The 19,683-nt window shown below is 27.6% G+C and carries 24 protein-coding genes, 1 tRNA gene and 1 other RNA gene; 20 read left to right on the top strand and 6 right to left on the bottom strand.

Annotated elements, in window-relative coordinates:
• Positions 1 to 90: 90 nt before the first annotated feature.
• The 4 genes from JFY71_RS03095 to JFY71_RS03080 all read left to right on the top strand — a co-directional run bounded on the left by JFY71_RS03095 (position 91) and on the right by JFY71_RS03080 (position 2,838).
• Positions 91 to 768: a class I SAM-dependent methyltransferase gene (locus JFY71_RS03095; protein WP_243661585.1), complete on the top strand. Its 678-nt coding sequence runs from the start codon at positions 91 to 93 to the stop codon at positions 766 to 768.
• Complete coding sequence (locus tag JFY71_RS03090; RefSeq protein ID WP_243661584.1) at positions 741 to 989, top strand: YkoF family thiamine/hydroxymethylpyrimidine-binding protein; 249 nt, start codon at positions 741 to 743, stop codon at positions 987 to 989. The genes JFY71_RS03095 and JFY71_RS03090 overlap by 28 nt, the downstream gene beginning before the upstream one ends.
• A 39-nt stretch (positions 990 to 1,028) precedes the next feature.
• A complete protein-coding gene (locus tag JFY71_RS03085; RefSeq protein ID WP_243661583.1) occupies positions 1,029 to 1,691 on the top strand; it encodes an HD domain-containing protein in 663 nt (220 codons plus the stop codon).
• Positions 1,692 to 2,013: 322 nt separating this feature from the next.
• Positions 2,014 to 2,838 carry a DUF169 domain-containing protein gene (locus JFY71_RS03080; RefSeq protein ID WP_243661582.1) on the top strand — a complete coding sequence of 275 codons (825 nt, stop codon included), beginning with the start codon at positions 2,014 to 2,016 and terminating at the stop codon, positions 2,836 to 2,838.
• Between the two features lie 50 nt (positions 2,839 to 2,888).
• Here JFY71_RS03080 and JFY71_RS03075 read toward each other — a convergent pair whose 3' ends face one another.
• On the bottom strand, positions 2,889 to 3,770 hold the full coding sequence (locus tag JFY71_RS03075; protein ID WP_243661581.1) for a LiaF transmembrane domain-containing protein: 882 nt from the start codon (positions 3,768 to 3,770) through the stop codon (positions 2,889 to 2,891).
• A 195-nt stretch (positions 3,771 to 3,965) separates the two neighbouring features.
• On the opposite strand from JFY71_RS03075, the gene gltX reads away from it, so the two are divergent.
• From gltX to JFY71_RS03000, 15 genes are all read left to right on the top strand, one after another.
• The gene (gene gltX, locus JFY71_RS03070; protein WP_243661580.1) at positions 3,966 to 5,441 is read left to right on the top strand and encodes a glutamate--tRNA ligase; all 1,476 of its coding nucleotides are present in this window, start codon (positions 3,966 to 3,968) and stop codon (positions 5,439 to 5,441) included.
• Between the two features lie 77 nt (positions 5,442 to 5,518).
• Entirely contained in the window at positions 5,519 to 6,034 is a 516-nt protein-coding gene (locus JFY71_RS03065; protein ID WP_243661579.1) for a hypothetical protein, read from the top strand.
• A gap of 591 nt (positions 6,035 to 6,625) precedes the next feature.
• Entirely contained in the window at positions 6,626 to 8,032 is a 1,407-nt protein-coding gene (cysS, locus tag JFY71_RS03060; RefSeq protein WP_243661578.1) for a cysteine--tRNA ligase, read from the top strand.
• A 16-nt stretch (positions 8,033 to 8,048) separates the two neighbouring features.
• The gene (locus JFY71_RS03055) at positions 8,049 to 8,411 is read left to right on the top strand and encodes an MmcQ/YjbR family DNA-binding protein (protein WP_243661577.1); all 363 of its coding nucleotides are present in this window, start codon (positions 8,049 to 8,051) and stop codon (positions 8,409 to 8,411) included.
• Between the two features lie 72 nt (positions 8,412 to 8,483).
• Complete coding sequence (gene thyA, locus JFY71_RS03050) at positions 8,484 to 9,314, top strand: thymidylate synthase (protein WP_243661576.1); 831 nt, start codon at positions 8,484 to 8,486, stop codon at positions 9,312 to 9,314.
• 67 nt (positions 9,315 to 9,381) lie between these two features.
• On the top strand, positions 9,382 to 9,570 hold the full coding sequence (locus JFY71_RS03045; RefSeq protein ID WP_243661575.1) for a hypothetical protein: 189 nt from the start codon (positions 9,382 to 9,384) through the stop codon (positions 9,568 to 9,570).
• 47 nt (positions 9,571 to 9,617) lie between these two features.
• Positions 9,618 to 10,085: a hypothetical protein gene (locus JFY71_RS03040; RefSeq protein WP_243661574.1), complete on the top strand. Its 468-nt coding sequence runs from the start codon at positions 9,618 to 9,620 to the stop codon at positions 10,083 to 10,085.
• A gap of 483 nt (positions 10,086 to 10,568) precedes the next feature.
• Entirely contained in the window at positions 10,569 to 11,069 is a 501-nt protein-coding gene (locus tag JFY71_RS03035; protein ID WP_243661573.1) for a dihydrofolate reductase, read from the top strand.
• Positions 11,060 to 11,527, top strand: coding sequence for a hypothetical protein (locus JFY71_RS03030; protein WP_243661572.1), 468 nt, complete (start codon positions 11,060 to 11,062; stop codon positions 11,525 to 11,527). Before JFY71_RS03035 ends, JFY71_RS03030 begins: the two co-directional genes overlap by 10 nt.
• Positions 11,528 to 11,539: 12 nt before the next feature.
• Positions 11,540 to 11,812, top strand: a complete 273-nt coding sequence (locus JFY71_RS03025; RefSeq protein ID WP_243661571.1) for a GNAT family N-acetyltransferase — start codon at positions 11,540 to 11,542, stop codon at positions 11,810 to 11,812.
• A gap of 120 nt (positions 11,813 to 11,932) precedes the next feature.
• Positions 11,933 to 12,283: a DUF2200 domain-containing protein gene (locus JFY71_RS03020; RefSeq protein ID WP_243661570.1), complete on the top strand. Its 351-nt coding sequence runs from the start codon at positions 11,933 to 11,935 to the stop codon at positions 12,281 to 12,283.
• A gap of 42 nt (positions 12,284 to 12,325) precedes the next feature.
• Positions 12,326 to 12,826: a dihydrofolate reductase gene (locus tag JFY71_RS03015; RefSeq protein WP_243661569.1), complete on the top strand. Its 501-nt coding sequence runs from the start codon at positions 12,326 to 12,328 to the stop codon at positions 12,824 to 12,826.
• A gap of 415 nt (positions 12,827 to 13,241) precedes the next feature.
• A complete protein-coding gene (locus JFY71_RS03010) occupies positions 13,242 to 14,300 on the top strand; it encodes a M42 family metallopeptidase (protein WP_243661568.1) in 1,059 nt (352 codons plus the stop codon).
• Between the two features lie 57 nt (positions 14,301 to 14,357).
• On the top strand, positions 14,358 to 14,741 hold the full coding sequence (locus tag JFY71_RS03005; protein WP_243661567.1) for a hypothetical protein: 384 nt from the start codon (positions 14,358 to 14,360) through the stop codon (positions 14,739 to 14,741).
• A 46-nt stretch (positions 14,742 to 14,787) separates the two neighbouring features.
• Positions 14,788 to 15,156: a hypothetical protein gene (locus JFY71_RS03000; protein WP_243661566.1), complete on the top strand. Its 369-nt coding sequence runs from the start codon at positions 14,788 to 14,790 to the stop codon at positions 15,154 to 15,156.
• Between the two features lie 165 nt (positions 15,157 to 15,321).
• Here JFY71_RS03000 and ffs read toward each other — a convergent pair.
• From ffs to mnmH, 5 genes are all read right to left on the bottom strand, one after another.
• Positions 15,322 to 15,587, bottom strand: an RNA gene (ffs, locus tag JFY71_RS02995) — signal recognition particle sRNA large type.
• A tRNA-Ser gene (locus JFY71_RS02990) sits at positions 15,587 to 15,678 on the bottom strand. The genes ffs and JFY71_RS02990 overlap by 1 nt, the downstream gene beginning before the upstream one ends.
• Positions 15,679 to 15,915: 237 nt before the next feature.
• The gene (locus JFY71_RS02985; protein WP_243661565.1) at positions 15,916 to 16,860 is read right to left on the bottom strand and encodes a DUF4349 domain-containing protein; all 945 of its coding nucleotides are present in this window, start codon (positions 16,858 to 16,860) and stop codon (positions 15,916 to 15,918) included.
• Complete coding sequence (locus JFY71_RS02980; protein WP_243661564.1) at positions 16,853 to 17,380, bottom strand: RNA polymerase sigma factor; 528 nt, start codon at positions 17,378 to 17,380, stop codon at positions 16,853 to 16,855. Before JFY71_RS02980 ends, JFY71_RS02985 begins: the two co-directional genes overlap by 8 nt.
• A gap of 218 nt (positions 17,381 to 17,598) precedes the next feature.
• Positions 17,599 to 18,624 carry a tRNA 2-selenouridine(34) synthase MnmH gene (gene mnmH / locus JFY71_RS02975; RefSeq protein ID WP_243661563.1) on the bottom strand — a complete coding sequence of 342 codons (1,026 nt, stop codon included), beginning with the start codon at positions 18,622 to 18,624 and terminating at the stop codon, positions 17,599 to 17,601.
• Positions 18,625 to 18,980: 356 nt separating this feature from the next.
• On the opposite strand from mnmH, the gene JFY71_RS02970 reads away from it, so the two are divergent.
• A complete protein-coding gene (locus JFY71_RS02970; protein WP_243661562.1) occupies positions 18,981 to 19,682 on the top strand; it encodes an ABC transporter ATP-binding protein in 702 nt (233 codons plus the stop codon).
• Position 19,683: the final 1 nt, after the last annotated feature.

The raw sequence follows: 19,683 nt of genomic DNA, 5'->3' as shown, positions 1-19,683 counted from the left end.
AGAGTTAATAATGATATAAATTTGAAATTGAGATTAAATATATATTAAAACAGTAAGGTGATTTTAAATTTAAAAATGAAGAGGAGAAAAATGGGGAAAATTATTTTTGATGAATTTTATGAAGGGTATGATGAATGGTACACTACAAAGATAGGTAAATTTGTAGACCAAATAGAAACCGACCTGTTATTTAATTGCTTAAATCCTAAACCGGGAATGAAAATTTTAGATATAGGTTGTGGGACTGGAAATATTAGTTATAAATTGGCAAATTTAGGTTGTAAAGTAGTAGGAATAGATATATCTAAAAAGATGTTAGATAAGGCGAAAAGTAAATACAAGGGTGAAAGCGTTGAATTTTATAATATGAGTAGTTATAATATAGATTTTTCAGATATTTATTTTGATGCAGCTATATCTATGACAGCTTTTGAATTTATTTATGAGCCTAGAAAAGCTTATAATGAAATTAAAAGGGTTACAAAAAATAATGGAGCAATAGTAATAGGGACTATTCAAAAAGGTGGAGAATGGGAAAAATTCTATAGTAGTAATGTTTTTAATGAAACAGCTTATGAAAAAGCAAGGTTTAAGACAGGAGAAGACATAAAAAGGTTGGATAAAAATAGCTTTGTTAAAAAAGAGGAGTGCCTATATATTTCACCAACAGCTAGAGAAGATGAATTTAATTTTAAAAATGAGCTTATTGAAAAAGAAAAAGGAAAAATAGGTGGATTTGTATGTGTGAAATTCAAGAAGAAAAATTAATATCATGTCAACTTAGTTTTTATCCCTTAGGAAAAGATAAGGTAAATACGGAAGTGGAAAAGGTACTGGAATTAGTGGTAGAATCCGATTTAGATTACAATATTGGAGATATGTCCACAGTGTTAAAAGGTGAAACAAGTAAAATATATGATTTATTAGAGAGAATAACAAATATAACCAATAGTGATTTTACTATGGTTATTACTATATCAAATACTTGAGGTATAAATTAATCTAATATGGATATATTAGGAGGTAAAATGGTAAGGGAAGAAGAAAAAACTATAGAGGAATTTATGTTAAAATTCATGGATGATTCCGCCCATGATATTGAACATGTTTATAGAGTTTTAAATTATTCTAAAATAATTGCTAGTAAGTATCAAAATGCTGATAAGAGAATTGTAATTGCATCTGCTTTACTACACGACATAGGAAGAAAAGTTCAGTTTAAAAATCCTGAAAAATGTCATGCAAAAGAAGGTGGAGAAATTGCTTATGCTTTTTTAAAGAAAATAGGATGGAATGAAAGAGACTGTCAACATGTAAAGGAATGCATAGTATCTCATAGATACAGAACAAAAAATAAACCTGTTACAATAGAGGCTAAAATAATCTTTGATGCGGATAAATTAGATGTAACAGGAGTTATAGGCATTGCAAGGACCTTTCTATACCAAGGTTATGTAAATATTCCTATTTATACAGTTAATGAAAACAATATGATACATACTGGAAAAAAAGAAGATCCCAGTTCTTTTTTTAGAGAATATAATAATAAATTAAAAAAAGTTTACAACTTATTTTATACTGAAGAAGCAAGAGAAATTGCAGAAATTAATAAAAAGCATTCTGAATGTTTTTACAATAATTTAGTAGAGGAAATTACAGTTGCTAGAAATATGAAATTTGAAGGAATATAAATAAAACAAAGACTTAAGAAATGAACTGAATTTCTAGATTAAAAGAGGGGTTGGGATGTCAAAATATAGTTGGAGTTTTAAATTAATACAAACATAATAAAAAACTCATGATAAAATTATATTTTGTGTAAATCTTAAGAACTACTGAAAAATTTTATACGGATTAAATAATTTTTGCTAGTTTACAATTGTTATTGCAACTCACATTTATTTAAGATATAAATAAAATATAACAATAATTGATAAATAAAAACAATTATGATAGAGTAAATTTTTAGAAAGATAGAATTTTAGTTTTTATTTAAGTGTGAGGGGGATATAGATGCCGTATATTTATAAGAAAAAAAGTGTTGATAATCCAGGTGCACCTTATGATTTTGATTTAATTAAGGATTATAACGATATTGCAGAAGGGGTTTTAGAATTACAAAGGAAGATAATTGGAGTTAAAATTGTATATGATAAAGAAGTTTATGATAGTTATAAGATAGATGAACCTGAAAGAAAATACTCATATTGTCAGATGATAAGAGATGCAGGTAATGGAATAATAAAAAAATCTAGGTTAAAACATCATATGTGTGATGGTGGAACGACAGCATTGGCCTTAGAGCCAAGTAATGCTCATATAGAAAATGGGTCAGAATATTTTTCCTATGACCTTTATGCTACAGCTCCTTCAGCAAAGAGAATGAGAAAAAGTATTAAAAGTTTGCATAATGACATGGGAACTACTTACGGAGTAGTTACAGGACCTTTAGTTAAGTTTAAAGACCTAGTACCGGATATAGTACTTATAATTGATAGACCATATGTTATTATGAGATTAACTCAGGGATATGTATATAATACAGGTATTAAACCGGAAATAGATTATGGTGCAATGCAGGCAGTTTGTTCAGAATTGACAGTTACTCCCTACTTAACCGGCTCAATGAATATTTCTGCCCTCTGTCCTAGTACTAGAATGTTGTGTTCCTGGAAGGAAGAGGATATGGGATTGAGTTTGCCATATGAAGAATTTATTAACACTATAGATGGTGTTATTGCAACATCAAAAGCTACGGATTCTGCACCTAAAAGAAGAAGTATAGTAAAGAGATTAGAGGAAGCAAATAAGGAACTGGCTGAATTTTTCAAAAAATAAGCATTGATAAAATAAAAGAAGCTTGTGTAATTTTCAAGCTTCTTTTTAGATTATTGATTAATTATTAATTCACCTAGAATATTTTTATAAAAAATTCTTAAAGTACATTTTTCATTGTTGCTTTTGTATTCTTCATGGGTTTTTCCAATAATAACATAGGACCAATCCTCTGGTATTATTAACTCTAAATTTCCAACATATACATTACAATAAAGTTCAATAATTTGTGATGCAGGGTAAACTTCTTGTAAATTCAAAATTGTTTCACCGAAAGTTGTAGAAATATCTCCACCTGAAAAGGAAGGACTTAAAATTTTTATGTTATTTTTTCCAAAGGTATAGGACAAGTCAATTAGATTACTTTCTATTTCAGTAAATTCATCTTCATATACTTGAGAATTACTCTCCCTATAATCATAGGTAGTGTCGTTTCCATGATTATTTCCATAGCTATAATTGGAATAGGAATAACTTTTATTTTCATAATTTTTCTTGTTTTCCTTAGAATTATAGTTCTTATTTTTGTTTTTATTTATATCATCATAATAATCGGAAGTTTCATAATAATATTTATTTGAAGAATTATATTTTGAGTTTTTTTCATAATTATTTCCGGCATTATTTTTGTTTTTTCTTGATTTACTAGGAAATATTAAAATAACACCAATTAGTATTAAAGTAGCAGCCCAAATTAAAGTAGATAATTTTGGAGTTAAAAGATGTAAATTATCGAGCTGGAATAATACTCCAAGTCCTATTAATAAATAGGAGGTAACTGTGGACTTTTGTTTTTTAATAATTCTATAAATTCCATAAACAATTAATAATATTGGCCAAAAATCGTATAGGCCATACCACATATTAATATCTGTAAATATACCTAAAATGGAGAATACTCCAATTAGAACTAAAATAATTCCTATAAATTGCATAACATACCTCACTTTTATTGATTAATCAGTTAACAAACTATACAATATTTATATTATATACTATATAATATTTTATCATGTAATCATTTGTGCAAAATATACAATAATATTAAGATTTTATAATGGTAATTTATTGCAAAAATGCTTATTAACCGATAAACTATTATTATATGATTATTTTTAAAGGAGAAAATTATGAGCGATGTAAGATTACGTTTTGCACCTAGTCCAACAGGATATTTGCATATTGGCGGTTTAAGAACTGCTTTATATAATTTTTTATATGCAAAACAAAATGGTGGGAAATTTTTATTAAGAATAGAAGATACAGACAGAACAAGATATGTAGAAGGAGCAATTGAAAATTTACTCCATGAACTTTCTTGGGCAGGCATAACTGTAGATGAAGGTGTTGTTCTAGATGAAGAAGGTAAACCTGTAAGTAAAGGTGATTGTAAACCATATATACAATCTGAAAGAGTTGAAAAAGGTATTTATAATAAATATATTGATAAGCTATTAGAAGAAGACAAAGCTTATTATTGTTTTTGTACTCAAGAAAGATTAGATAAATTAAGAGAACAGCAAAAAGCCGATGGAAAAGTTCCGAGATACGATGGACTTTGCAGAGGCATATCACTAGAAGAAGCTAAAAAACGAGTTGCTGCAGGAGAGTCTCATGTAATTAGAATGAAACTTCCGGCTAATAAAGATATTACCTTCCATGATGCAATAAAAGGTAATGTAACAATTAATACTAACGACATGGATGACCAAGTTTTAATAAAATCAGACGGATTTCCAACCTACCATTTTGCAGTAGTAGTAGATGACCATGAAATGGGAATAACCCATGTAGTAAGAGGGGACGAATGGCTTCCTTCAACTCCAAAACATGTCTACCTATATGAAGCCTTTGGATGGGAAGCACCGGAATATGTTCATTTACCAACAGTGTTAAGTAAATCCGGTAAAAAACTATCTAAAAGAACTGGAGATGTATCAGTTGGAGATTTTAGAGAAATGGGATATTTACCTGAAGGCTTAATAAATTATTTGGCCTTAGTAGGTTGGTCACCGGAAACAAATGAAGAAATTTTAAGTTTAGATGAATTAATTAAACAATTCTCTTTTGATAGAGTATCAAAATCCGGTGGAGTTTTCGATAAGGAAAAACTGGACTGGGTAAATGGTCACTATATAAGAGCTATGGAAATACCGGAATTAGCAGAAAAAGTAAAACCATATTTAGTAAAGGCAGGTTTTATTAGTGAAGATATATCTAAGGATAAATTAGAATTAATAACCTTAACCTTCCAAGAGTCCATCTCTAAATTATCGGACATAGTAGAACAATCTGAGTTCTTATTTGCAGATAAAATTGAAATTGTAGAAGAAGATGCAAAAGAAATGGCTAGTGGAGAACAAGTTCCAGCCTTAATTGAAGCATTTAAAAATGAATTAGAACAAGTTGATGAAATAGATGAAGAATTTGCTAAAACTGTAATGAAAAGAATTCAAAAGGCTACAGGTGTAAAAGGTAAGAATTTATTTATGCCAGTAAGAGCTATACTAACAGGAAATGTCCATGGCCCTGAGCTTGTTCATGTTATACAAATATTAGGAAAAGATGGTATATTAAAAAGATTAAATGATTTTCAAATAGCATAAGTATCTATAGATAATAATATTTGTGCTACTTTATAAATAAAACGGGCTATTTTTTAACAATTATTAAGGATGAGTATATGGAAAATAAAAAAAGGATACTTAATGTATTAATAGTTATATTAATTTTATTTAGCATATACATTGGTTTGCGCTTAAAATCCTTATATGATCAGACTTATAGTTTTGAATATATTGCAGTAAATGGTCCAACACAACAACAGAAATTTGAATTTTTAAATAAAGAAAGAGATAATTATATATTTTCTGTACAGACAACTTCAAAAATAGAGAAAACTACAAATGTAACTATTTGGGAAGAAAATAAATTTTTTAAAAACAGGTATAATTATATAGAATCAATAATGCCGGAAAATGAGGAGAATAATATTTTAATAGATTATTTTCAAGGAAGAGATAAGGGCTATGTTGTTGTCTATGGATATAATAAACCTGAAGAACTAATAGAAATCGTTGAAATAAATGTAAATGGAGAACTTAAGAGAGAAGAATTAGAAGCTGGAATATTTTTGGAAATTTATGAAACAGACGGAAATTCCTATAGTTTAGAAAATATAAAATATAAAGATAATTAGGAAAAAACAGAAGCAAATATATTTAGAGAGGGATTGGTTGGTGAAAAATCCATATATTTTCTGCATATGCGCCTAATTAAATGATTTAATAAATCACGGTTGAACCGTTAGAACTATTAAGTGGATATTTAATAATATCAATTAGAGTGGAACCACGGATTGTATTCGTCTCTTGCATTTGCAGGAGGCGATTTTTTTAATGACCTAACCCGATTTATGAAATAAATCGCAGGTAGGTCAGATGCAGCGAAGTCCAAATCTGTGATTTGGCAAACGAAGCCTGCTAATACCTAACCCGATTTATGAAATAAATCGCAGGTAGGTCAGATGCAGCGAAGTCCAAATCTGTGATTTGGCAAACGAAGCCTGCTAATACCTAACCCGATTTATGAAATAAATCGTAGGTATTAGCAGATAGTTGAAGCCAAGTCAACTTGGTCACCAGATTGCATTAGACCTGTAGCAAATGAACAATGTCAAAGTTATAATTTGGATAATAAACAATCTAATTTAAATTTAAGATTATTTATAGATGATGAAAAGATTTTTAAATATTTAAATGGCAGAACATAATAACGAAAGGGAGGAAAAATGAAAATATATAATACTTTAACAAGAAAAAAAGAAGAATTTGTTCCAATAGAAGAAGGAAAAGTAGGTATATATGTTTGTGGACCAACGGTTTATAATTTTATACATGTTGGAAATGCAAGACCTATGGTTGTATTTGATACCTTAAGAAGATATTTCTTATACAAGGGTTACGATGTAAAATATGTAAGTAATTTTACAGATATTGACGATAAAATAATAAATAAAGCAAAAGAAGAAGGAGTAGAATTTTCAGAAATAACTAAAAAGTATATAAATGCTTATTTAGAAAATTCCAGAGAATTAAATTTTTTAGAAGACAAGACAATTCACCCCAAAGCAACAGAATATATAAATCCTATGATAGATTTTGTTTCAGGCTTAGAGAAAAAAGGTGCTGCTTATAACGTAGATGGAGATGTTTACTTCGACATTACAAAAGCTAAGGATTATGGTAAGCTATCTAAAAAAAATATAGATGAATTACAAGCTGGTGCTAGAATTTCTGTAACAGATGAAAAGAAAAATCCAATGGATTTTGCCCTATGGAAAAAAAGAAAAGAAGAAACAGAACCTGCATGGGAATCTCCTTGGGGAATGGGTAGACCAGGCTGGCATTTAGAATGTTCAGTAATGGCTGGCTCAATTTTAGGAGAAACTATAGATATTCATGCAGGAGGGGAAGATTTACAATTTCCACATCATGAAAATGAAATAGCACAGTCAGAAACATTACATGATGCAAAATTTGCGAATTACTGGATGCATAACTCAATGATAACAGTAGATAATGAAAAAATGAGTAAATCAAAAGGTAATTTTTTCCTTTTAAATGATATAAGAAAATCCTATGATTTAGAAATCGTAAGATTTTGGTTGCTTTCAGTTCATTATAGAAAGCCAATAAACTTTAGTGAAGAAGTAATGGAACAAACTAAAAATGGACTAGAAAGACTTTACAATGGAAAGAAAAACTTACAGAAATTATTAAAAACTGCTAGCGGACAATTGTCAGAAGATGAAAAGGGAACTATTGAAAAGGTAGATGAAATTGTAAAGGACTTTGAAGTAGCTATGGATGATGATTTGAATACAGCTGATGGAATATCTTCAATTTATGAATTAGTAAAATTAGCAAATAGTACCTTAAACGAAAAATCATCAAAAGAATTAGTAGAATATATTTATACTTCCTTAATGAAATTAGCAAATGTAATTGGAATTTTATACAAAGAGGATAAAGAAGAGTCCCTAGATGAACAAGTAGAAAAATTAATAGCAGAAAGACAGGAAGCAAGAAAAAATAAAAACTTCCAAAGAGCAGATGAAATTAGAGATGAATTAAAGGAAATGGGAATAACCTTAAAAGATACCAGGGAAGGTGTTGAATGGAGTATAGATAAATAATCTACAAGGAAAAATAATGGATATTGAAAATAGGAAAAAAGAATCTATAGAGTTTGGAAAAAACCTACAAGGAGCAGATGTATATTACAGAGACTCTTGGGAATGTGATTATTTTTCTATAAATGGAAAATGTTTTGGCATGATGACTAAAGATTTAATTACTTTAAAAAACAAACCTGAGGATATTTTAGCTATGAGTGATTTATATTCAGATGTATCTCCAGGTTATTATGCAAGTAAAAAACATTGGAATTCTATTAAGTTAAATGCCAAGCAATTATCAAATGAGGAAATTAGAAATTTAATAGAAATTTCTTATAATTTAGTATTGGATAAGCTAACTAAAAAAGAAAAAAATTCAATTTTAGAAGGTAAATAGTTTTTTTAATATTTATTAATGGTATATAATTATATAGGATAATTTAACAAATATTTGAAAACAGGAGTGGCAATGAGTAAAGCAGATAAAATTTTTGTAGAAATGTGTCAAGATATTATTGATAATGGTTTTTCATCTGAAGGACAGAAGGTTAGACCTGTTTGGGAAGATGGAACTCCGGCCCATACAATAAAAAAATTTGGTGTTGTTAATAGATATGATTTATCTGAGGAATTTCCAGCTTTAACACTAAGGCGAACTGCATTTAAATCGGCAATTGATGAAATTCTTTGGATATGGCAAAAAAAATCAAACAGAGTAGCAGATTTAAACAGTAAAATTTGGGATAGTTGGACCGATGAAAACGGAACTATTGGAAAGGCTTATGGCTATCAACTGGGAATTAAACATAAGTATAAAGAAGGCGAGTTTGACCAGGTTGATAGGGTTTTATACGATTTAAAGAACAATCCCTATAGTCGTAGAATTATGACTAATATTTATACTTTTGAGGATTTACATGAAATGGAACTCTATCCCTGTGCCTATTCCATGACTTTTAATGTTACGGGAAATAAATTAAATGGAATACTCAATCAACGCTCACAGGATATTTTAGCAGCAAATAATTGGAATGTTGTACAATATTCGGTACTTCTTCATATGTTTGCACAAGTTTCAAATTTAGAAGTTGGGGAACTTGTTCATGTAATTGCAGACGCCCATATTTATGATAGACATATTCCATTAGTTAAAGAACTAATATCAAGAAAACAATATGAAGCACCAAAATTTATTATAAATAAAAATATAAAAAACTTTTATGATTTTACAGTAGATGACTTTAAATTAGAAAATTATGAATATGGTCCACAAATAAAGGGGATTCCTGTTGCAATATAGGTAAATAAGGGGATATATTAAAAAATATATCCTTTTATTATATTTGAAACTATAAAAAGGAGTTGTTATGTTTAACAGACAAATTATAAGATATGTTTTGTATCTACTATTAGGTGTCATTTGGATATTCCTATATTTTACTAAAAAAAATGAAGGACTTGCATATACAATAATGCTTATATTGGGGATTATATTAATATTATTTTCAATTCTTGGAATAATAAATTGGTTTAAAAACAAAAATAATACTAATTAGTTTTAAATCTGTATTTTTGGATATATAGTATAGGTGAGGTGAATAATGTGATTGTAATTAATAGATATGACGACGATTGCGAAAATGAATATAGGAATTTAAGGGATAATTATAAAAACATTGTAGATTATTTAGAAGAAAATACTGAGTATATAGAACTTGTTAATTTTAAATACGAAGGTCGAGAAAGTGAATTCGATACTCGTTTTTTCAATATAATCTACGACGATATTATTGAAAAATCCTCTGTTATGAGATGGGCAGGAACACCTAAAGGACCGGATGATTCAAATATGTATAAGGTTAAGGCAAGTAAGGAATTATTTGACTTTATGAGAGAACAAAAATTCTTCTTTAGAGCTAAAAAAGGTGGATTTTTGTTTGATAATTTAGAAAGTCAGGCAGACATTGCCTTTTATAATAAAAATAATATATGCTTGCTTTATACAACTACTGAAGAGGCCATTGTAGGTATTTATGATGAAAAAATTGAAAAAATAGCTAAAGGTAATTAGTAAAAGGAATTTAACTTATATTAATATATATTTAAGAAATGGAAAATTAGATAAAATATTCAAAAAAATATATGATTTTAATACAGGTAAATTTATAAGACTGTATTTAATCTTATTGAATTAGTAAAAACTGGGTAATTATTAACTACCCGGTTTTTTTATTAACTGGATAACACTTTTACTAATTATAAATTATATTACCTATAAAGATGCTTCTAGTATTAAAAGTTTAGAAGGAAAGCTTTATCCATTTTATTCGATAATACATATAATTTAGAAAATCGAGAGAATAATCAAAAAGAAATTGAAAATCTTATAACAAGTCGTAAAGAATTATACAATTCAATTAATACATCATCTAAAAGAGCTGAAAAACTAGCATTAAAGAATATTAAAATAAATATTGACAATGAAGATGAAGATAATGCTTTAATTTTAAAAGAACTTAGGGAAGTAAGGGTTAAGGCGGCTTAGGGAGGATTTATGAGGGCTATTGTAGCAGTTGATAATAATTGGGGAATAGGAATTAAAAATGAATTATTAATATCCATTCCCGATGATATGAAACACTTTGTTAAATATACAAAGAATAAAATTGTAATAATGGGTAAAAATACATTAGATTCTTTTCCCGGGGGAAACCCCTTAAAGGGAAGAGTAAACATTGTAATAAGCAGGAAAGAAAAAATAGACAAGGATGTTGTTCTAGTTTCTTCAATCGAAGAAGCCCTAGAGGAAAGTAAAAAATTTAAGGAAGAAGATGTTTTTGTTATAGGTGGTGAATCTGTTTATAAACAGCTTTTACCATATTGTGAAAAATGCATTGTTACAAAAATTAATAAAACTTTTAAAGCAGATGCGTTTTTTCCTAATTTAGATGAAAAAAGTAATTGGGAATTAATAGAAGAGTCGGAAAATTATAATTATGATGGAATAAATTATAAATTTTTAATTTATAAAAATATAGATGTAAAATGTTTTTAGATGTTGAAAGTAATATGGAAATTTCTTTAAAAACACAAAATAAGGATTATAATAAAATATTGAAAGCTCTATATGAATATTGTGATTATTTTATTCTTGCAGATAGTACTTTCTCATATTGGAATAGGGAATTAAAAAATAAATTTAATGATTATATAAATAATTTTAAAGAAGATATTCTATTGGAAGAATATAGCAATAGTTGGCCTGGAACTATATCTGAAGGAGAAGCAAGAATAGTAAAAATAAATTTTTCTAAAGAAGCTTATAATTTTTTGAAGAAAAATGGACCATTTATAGTAGAGAATAATTATTATTCTTTTCAGAATACAGATTTTCAATTAGATATTAGCTTTTTTAAAGAATTAGGAAATAATAATTTTACAAAAGATGAATTAGTTTTTTATACAATTACACATGAAGGAATAATTAATATTTCAAATAAATTAAATTATTAACAGGAGGATATTATGGAAGTAAAAAATAATGGACAGATATTTTATATAGGAGATGAAGAAAATCCTGACGCTAAAATACATTATAGCATAGGGAAAAAGGGTATTAATGTAAAGAGTACCCAAGTAGATCCTGAAAAAAGAGGACAAGGTCTAGCAGGTTATATAACTAAATATGTTATTGATTATGCTAGAAAAGAAGGCTTAAAAGTAAACCCTGTTTGTTCATATACAGTTAAGTATTTTGAAAAACATCCGGAAGATGAGGACGTTTTATACAAAAAATAGAATTTAAATATATTAATCTTATAATTTCTAAAAAAAGTTAAGCCCCTGTTTATTATTACTGGAATAACTTTAGTAAATAAAATCTATAAGGAAAATAATCTTTAAGCAAAGTAGGAAAATATGGAAAAACCAAAAATATATACAATGAAATTTAATAAAGTATATCCACTTTATATACAAAAAGCTGAAAAGAAAGGTCGAACAAAGGCCGAGGTTGATAAAATAATATTTTGGCTGACAGGCTATAATGAAAATACATTACAAGAACAGTTAAACAAAGATGTGGATTTTGAAAATTTCTTTAAAGATGCTCCAAGTATCAATGAAAATGTTTCCTTAATAAAAGGAGTGGTTTGTGGAATTAGAGTAGAAAATATAGATGACGATATTACACAAAAAATTCGATATTTAGATAAATTAATTGATGAATTAGCTAGAGGAAAGTCCTTAGATAAAATACTAAGAAAATAAGTACTATATTTTCAAGGAATGGCTTAGTTAAGGAGGTTTCTAATGTTAGACTTAGTTGCTGTTGATAATAAATGGGGTATAGGGAAAAACAATGATTTGCTAATTAGAATACCAAAGGATACTAAATTCTTTAAAGAAGTAACAGTGGGAAATATAGTTTTTATGGGGAAAAATACCCTAGATTCACTTCCAAGAGGTAAACCTTTAAAAAATAGAGTAAATATAGTGTTAACTTCCAAGGAAATAGAAATGGATAATTTAATAGTAGTCCATTCAGTAGAGGAATTGCTTAAAGAACTAAAAAAATATGACACTGAAAAAATCTATAATATTGGTGGAGGTAAGATATTTGAACAAATGCTAGACTATATGGACTATAGTTTAGTTACGAAAATAGAGAAAGATTTAGATGCAGATACATTTTACCCAAACTTAGATGAAATGGATAATTGGGAAGTAGTAGCAGAATCTCCAGAACATGAATATAAGGGCATAAAGTATAAATTTTTAAAATATAAGAACAATAATGTAAAGAAGTTTTAACAACACATTGGTTGAAATAATTAAATGGATACAAAAAAATAGTAAGATTTTTACATTGGAGATAAGATAGGCCAAATAATTAGATTTCCTATAATATAGTAGATAGAGTTAGGGAAATTAAAATTACATTTGTAAAAGGAGTATAAGCGACGAGGTGTTTTTAGAAATACTAACAAAATGCCTTAAGGACTAAGTAAAAGGGTTTAAAAGTAAAATTAATTTGTTTATATATAATAGTTTATTTTGAAAAATATAAATAATATTAAAAAGAAAGCCGCTCTAGGTTTTATTATTATAAATTTTCTATAAAAAATTGATTAATAAGCAGTAGAAGTTTCTTTGTAAATAGTATAAGGTATTTATTAGGAAAGTCTACTGCTTTTTGTTATTAAATTAAATTATTGAGGGAGGCAAAATGTTAAAATTAATTGAAGAACTTTCAAATGCATATGGAATTTCAGGCTACGAGGATGAAATTACAAATATTGTAAAAAAACATGCAGGGGATTTAGAAGTAACTACAGACAAATTATTTAATACATATTTAAAAAATAAGAAGAAGGATCCTAGTAAAATTACAATAATGCTAGATGGGCACTTAGATGAAGTAGGATTTATGGTTCAATTTATTGATGAAAAAGGATTAATTAAGTTTATACCAATAGGTGGATGGGTTGTAGAAAGTATACCGGCTCAGCTGGTAGTAATAAAAAATTCTCAAGGAGAATACATTAAAGGAGTTGTTTCTTCAAAACCACCGCATTTTATGTCTGAAGAAGAGAGAAAGAAAAAACTAACAATTGAAGATTTATCTATTGATGTAGGAGCAAATTCAAGGGAAGAAGTTATAAATGATTTTAAAATTGAAGTTGGAAATCCAATAACGCCCTTTGTAAATTTTGAATACAATGAAAAAAATGGAACAATGTTAGGAAAGGCTTTTGATAATCGACTAGGCACAGCATGTGTTATTGAGGCCATGAAAGAATTATCGAAAGAAAATTTAGATGTTAATATTGTAGGCGCACTAGCAGTTCAAGAAGAAGTTGGACTAAGAGGTGCAAAGGTTACTGCCCAAAGAGTTAAACCTGATTTAGCAATAATAATAGAGGGAAGTCCGGGAGATGACAATTTTAGCGAAGAATATAAAATACAGTGTGGACTAAATAGAGGACCTCAATTAAGATATAGGGACAATTCCTATATTACAAATTACAAATTTGTAGATTTTGCAAGAAAAATTGCAGATAAAAACAGTATACAGTATCAGACTGCAGTAAGGACAAGTGGTGGAACAAATGCTGGAAATATCCATTTAGTAGAACATGGTATACCTTGCTTAATAGTAGGTATTCCAGTACGATATGTTCATACACATCATTGTTATGCCAATATAAATGACTATAAAAATGCACTAAAATTAGTTTGTGAAGTAGTTAGAAATATAGATGGTTCAACAATAGAAAATTGGTAAAAATTAAGGTTATAAGCATATTGTTTATAACCTTTTAAATTAATTATGGTGAAAATTATGAAGAAAAGAAAAAAGAATAAAAAAATAAAGAAAAACAATCCTTTACTACATTATATGGTAGTTATATTGGGTTTAATAATAGTACTATGGATAGATGCTAAATGGAATATTAAGGTGTTAAAGGGCATTAATTCAGGATTTTATTTTGCGATTATAGGTTTATTATATTTCATATACGGCTTCTTAGTTTTCGGGTATAAAAAATTTAACAGTATAAAAACTATGGAGATTATTAGATTTGGATTTTTTTATATTGTGACATTATTTATTATAGTTAAGGGATTTATTTATCCGTCTTTTTCAACAATATTGGACATGGATAAACTCTTTAAAATGTTTTATCTTTTAACAGGTATATTATTGGGATACTACAAAAGGTAAAAATCAAATTATAGTAAGGAAACATAATATTAGGAGGTGTAGTATTATGATAAGAGTGAAAAAACTGATGCATTATGTACTTGCGATAATAGGTATTTTGATATTGACTCAAATAGATTTTAAATATAGTAAATATGTAAGTAGGACATTTGAAGGAGGATACTATCAAATTCTTATGGGGCTCATATATTTTATATACGGATATTTGATATTTGGATATAAAAAAATAAAAAATCTAAAAATCTTAGACCTTGTAAAGTTTTTAATATTTTTTGTAATTTCTATTTTATTTTTTACTAGAGCTTTAATATATCTTCCGGAAATTTTCTCTAAACTACTAATACTTAATTATGATATGACTTTTAAATTATTCTATATAATTACAGGGGTAATTGCAGGAAATAATAGTTATTAATACTTAAAAGATAGAAAAAAAGAATGAAAGGAAATATAGTGTATAAAATACTGATAGTAGAGGATAATACCTCAATTAGAGATGAGTTGGTAGTGTTGTTGGAAAATTAATACCAATAAATAAAATAAAAAACCATTGAGATTACCTCAATGGTTTTTACTATGTAAGCACACCCAGCTTCGTCATAGCAAACTTTAACGTTACCTAAATAGTTAGCTCGAAACAGGCTTCCTTGCGGCACACAAGAGTGACTACTTATGGCTGCTTCATTCCTGATCTGACCAGGTTCATAGGTTCCTGTTGCGCAAGACCCATTTGTCAACACCACTTTTTTAGGGCAGACTTAAGATTTACTATGCCTAGGCTGGGAATTCAACCCTGCTGTAGCGATTGCAGGTTACAGGGCATCGCTAGTTCCCCGTCTAGTGCATGGCGGAGAATAAGGGATTTGAACCCTTGAGACGCTCATCACGCCTACACGATTTCCAATCGTGCTCCTTCAGCCAGCTCGGACAATTCTCCATGTTACAGATTATTATTATAAGGTAAAAGACTGTAATAGTCAAGGACTTGATTGAATTAATACTTTCTATTTATCAAAAGATAGATTGTATAATTACATGTAAGTTCATAAAGAAGTCATAATAAATTTTGTAATTTGCCTATTCTTTTATATTCAAGCAAGAAATAGTGCTAATGGATTTATTGCCATCAACACTATAAATTATAGAGCTATTAAACTAAGGTGGTTTTATATTATTATTTTCTTTTTCTAAAAAACACAAAGACTATTATTCCAATTACCAAAACTATTGTTATAAAAGGAAGCAAGGTTATAAATCCTAAAATAGTATTTTGGATTGTTCTTATAAATATGATTTTTGAATTTTTAAAGGCTTTAGTGATTCTTTTTCCGAATCCTTCATTGATATTTTCTGTACCGGAATATTTTGTAACTTCATTAATACTTATATATACAGTAGTAAAGTCTATTTCTTTGCCAAGATATTCTAAATTTTCCTCATAGGAGTTCTTTTCAGATTCCGCTTCTTGTATTTTTCCTTCAATTTCTGTTATTTCCGTTAAACTTGTAGCTTCTTTTAGAAGCTCTTTAAGTCTTTCCAATTTTGTATTAACATTATTTAAATTTTCTTCAATATTTTTAACTTCATCTGTAACATTATAGGATGATTTATTTGTACTGGTTATATTAACAGTTAATTTTTCAAAATCTTCTATAAATTTATCTGCATCTTCATCTGGAATTTTTATGGAATAAGTAGCGTATCTTCCGGTATTTTCATTTTTCAAGTTGCTAATATCTTGATTTTCTATTTTACCTTTATATTTTTCAATTAGTTTTTCAGTGTCTTTAATGGTGGTCTTAAAATCCAATGTTTCAGCATTTATATTTAAATTATCTATATAAGCACCTTCTGAGTCAGCTCCTTTGGTTATGCCTTCTTCAGCGTCTACTAGTATTTCCCTTTTTGAAATATTATTTTGATTATTGTAAATATTTGAACCTATAAAGATGGAAGGAATTAATATTACAAAAATAGCGGCAGCTGTTATATATTTTCTTAAGTTTCTTTTAAAATGTATGGTATTGTTTTTTGTGGAAATTTGTTCTGTATTTTCAACGATTTCTCTTTCATATTCGGTTAAGGCTTTTTTTAATAATTCGTTAAATTTATTACTCATAATTTTCACCTTCTAATTTATCCTTTAAAGCTTTTCTTGCCCTTTCAACTCTTTTTCGAGCATTTTCTTCGGTAATATCCAATGTTCTAGCTATGTCCTTATATTCCATATCATGAACAAAACGCAACATTAAAATATTACTGTATTCAATTTTTAAATTTCTAATTAAATTAAGTAAGTTTTCATAATACATATCCTCTAAAGGATTTATTTCAACACTATTGTTTTGGAAAAATTCATCTTCAACGAAGGTAATATTCTTATTTTTATTATGAATATCTATTGATTTGTTTCTAGCGATAATAGCAATATAACCTTTTGTTCTATTGGAGTTATAGTCATCGATGTTCTTTAGATTATTATGGACTGCTAGAAATGTTTCCTGTAATGCATCTTCAGATAGATTTATATCCTTTAAAATATTATTACAGATGACAAAAACATAATTTTTATATATTTTATATAGTTTATTAAATTTTTTAATATTATCTTCAATAATATTAAGTAGAAATAATATCATATTTATCCTCCTTATAAATACAAACCAATAAAAAGTATTTGTTGTGACATTTGTATTAAGTATATATTAAACAAGATATAAATATGGAATTAATTAATTTTGATAAATAAAATATGAATACAAATTAATGGGATAAAAGTAGATGGGAATGATAAATAAAAAAAGCAATATTTGGAGATTATTTCTAAAATCCAAATATTACTTTCTAATTTATTAAATCATTTAAATAAATGTTTAGTTTTTTCTATAATTTCTTCTGTAACCTTATCTACATTATTATTTGTAAATTGAAAATCAAATTTATTTACCCTATTACTATATTTTTTATCGTAGTAGTTAATGCAAAGTTCTTTTGCAATATAATCATATTCATTGTTTTCTAAAGCTTCCAGTAGATTGTTAGCAGCTTTATTTGAAATGTATTTTCTCATATAGTTTATAGAATTTTTTATATCATCTTTATTTTGCGGTATGGCATATTCCCCAACTAATCTTTTAACTCTTTCTTCAATAGGAGCGTCTATTTTTATATTTATTGAATTTGCCATCTTTTTATAAAGTAATTCAGGAAGAGAAATTTTACCAATTCTCTTTGATTCTCCTTCTATAAAAACATATTTATTTTCATATTTGGAAATTTCTTCAAAGAGTAAAGAATCGAACATTTTTTGTTTAGGTTGTTCATTTAATCCTACTGCTCCAAGAATGGAACCTCTATGAACGGCTAAGTTTTCTAAATCAATTACAGGGTAACCCTTTAATTTTAAATTTTGTAAAATTTCCGTTTTACCACAACCTGTATTTCCATATAGGACAATAGGTGTTATTTTAGATATAAAATAGTTCATATTATTGATTATATAATTCCTGTAGCCTTTATATCCACCTTCAATACGAATATTGGAAATATCAAGAGAATCTAAGAAACTGGAAAGTGACCTACTTCTGTATCCACCTCTAGCACAAAAAATAACAATATTTTCAAATTTGTTTTTTAATTCTAAAAAATTGCTAAAAATAGTTGGCAGTCTTTTTGAAATTGATTCTACAGCCAATAATTTAGCCTTATCTATTTCACCCTTAGAATACAAAGTACCAACTTCTTTTCTTTCATCATTTAATAAAACCGGAATGTTTATTGCATCAGGAATTGTTCCTTCTTTAAATTCCAATGGACTTCGTACATCTATAAGTATTTTGTTATTAAGTTTTCTAATACTTGTGTAAGTAAAAGTATTTGTCATAAAATCCTTCTTTCATTTCTCTAACATTATACTACTACAATTTATTTTAGTCTATTTGTAAATAAAAGAACAACTATAATGTACTAAATTCATAGTTCTGTATTTAGAATTAAAGTTTGGTCAAAATAGTTGTTTCAAAAGATTTAATTTATTATAAAGCTGTGTTTAGTTTCTCATATACTTTCTTTTACAGGAATATTTAATAAATATATTTTACGGATAATCTTTTAAATTAATCAAAAAAATTATAGTATATAAGATATTTAATATTTAAAAATATATTTGTATTAGGATTATTTTCAGTTATATAGTGTATAATTTTAATAGTATGAAAAAATATGTTTGGATGTGAAAATATGAGTTTTGTTGAAATGATTGACAGTTATAAAACTTATAAAATGGGAGACACAACTATATATGCTAACAAGGGAATTGATTTTACTATTGAAAAAGGAGAACTAGCTATAATAGTTGGACCTAGTGGTGCCGGAAAGTCTACTGTCTTAAATATATTAGGTGGAATGGATAAAAATGACAAGGGCCAGGTAATAGTAGATGGAAAGGATATTTCGAAATATAACGAAAAAGAGTTAACAAAGTACCGTCGTTATGAAATAGGTTTTGTTTTTCAATTTTATAATTTAGTTCCAAATTTGACTTCTTTAGAAAATATAGAATTAGCTTCACAAATTGTTGAAAATGCGAAAGATGCCGAAAGCGTTTTAATAGATGTTGGTCTTGGTGATAGACTTAATAATTTTCCTGCTCAATTGTCCGGTGGTGAGCAACAAAGAGTTGCAATAGCAAGGGCCATAGCTAAAAATCCCAAGTTGCTTTTATGTGATGAGCCAACAGGTGCTTTGGATTATAAAACAGGTAAATCAGTCTTAAAATTATTACAACAAACATGTATAGAAACAGGTACAACGGTTGTAATAATCACCCATAATAAAGCTATTGCTCCAATAGCCAATAGAGTAATAGAAATAAATGATGCAGTTGTAAGAAATATCACTTTAAATGAAAATCCGGTTTCAATTGACGAAATAGAGTGGTAGT

Source organism: Miniphocaeibacter halophilus (genome assembly GCF_016458825.1).
Lineage (GTDB): Bacteria > Bacillota > Clostridia > Tissierellales > Peptoniphilaceae > Miniphocaeibacter > Miniphocaeibacter halophilus.
The sequence above is the reverse complement of the archived record's forward strand: the minus strand, read 5'-3'. Positions and strand labels throughout refer to the sequence as shown.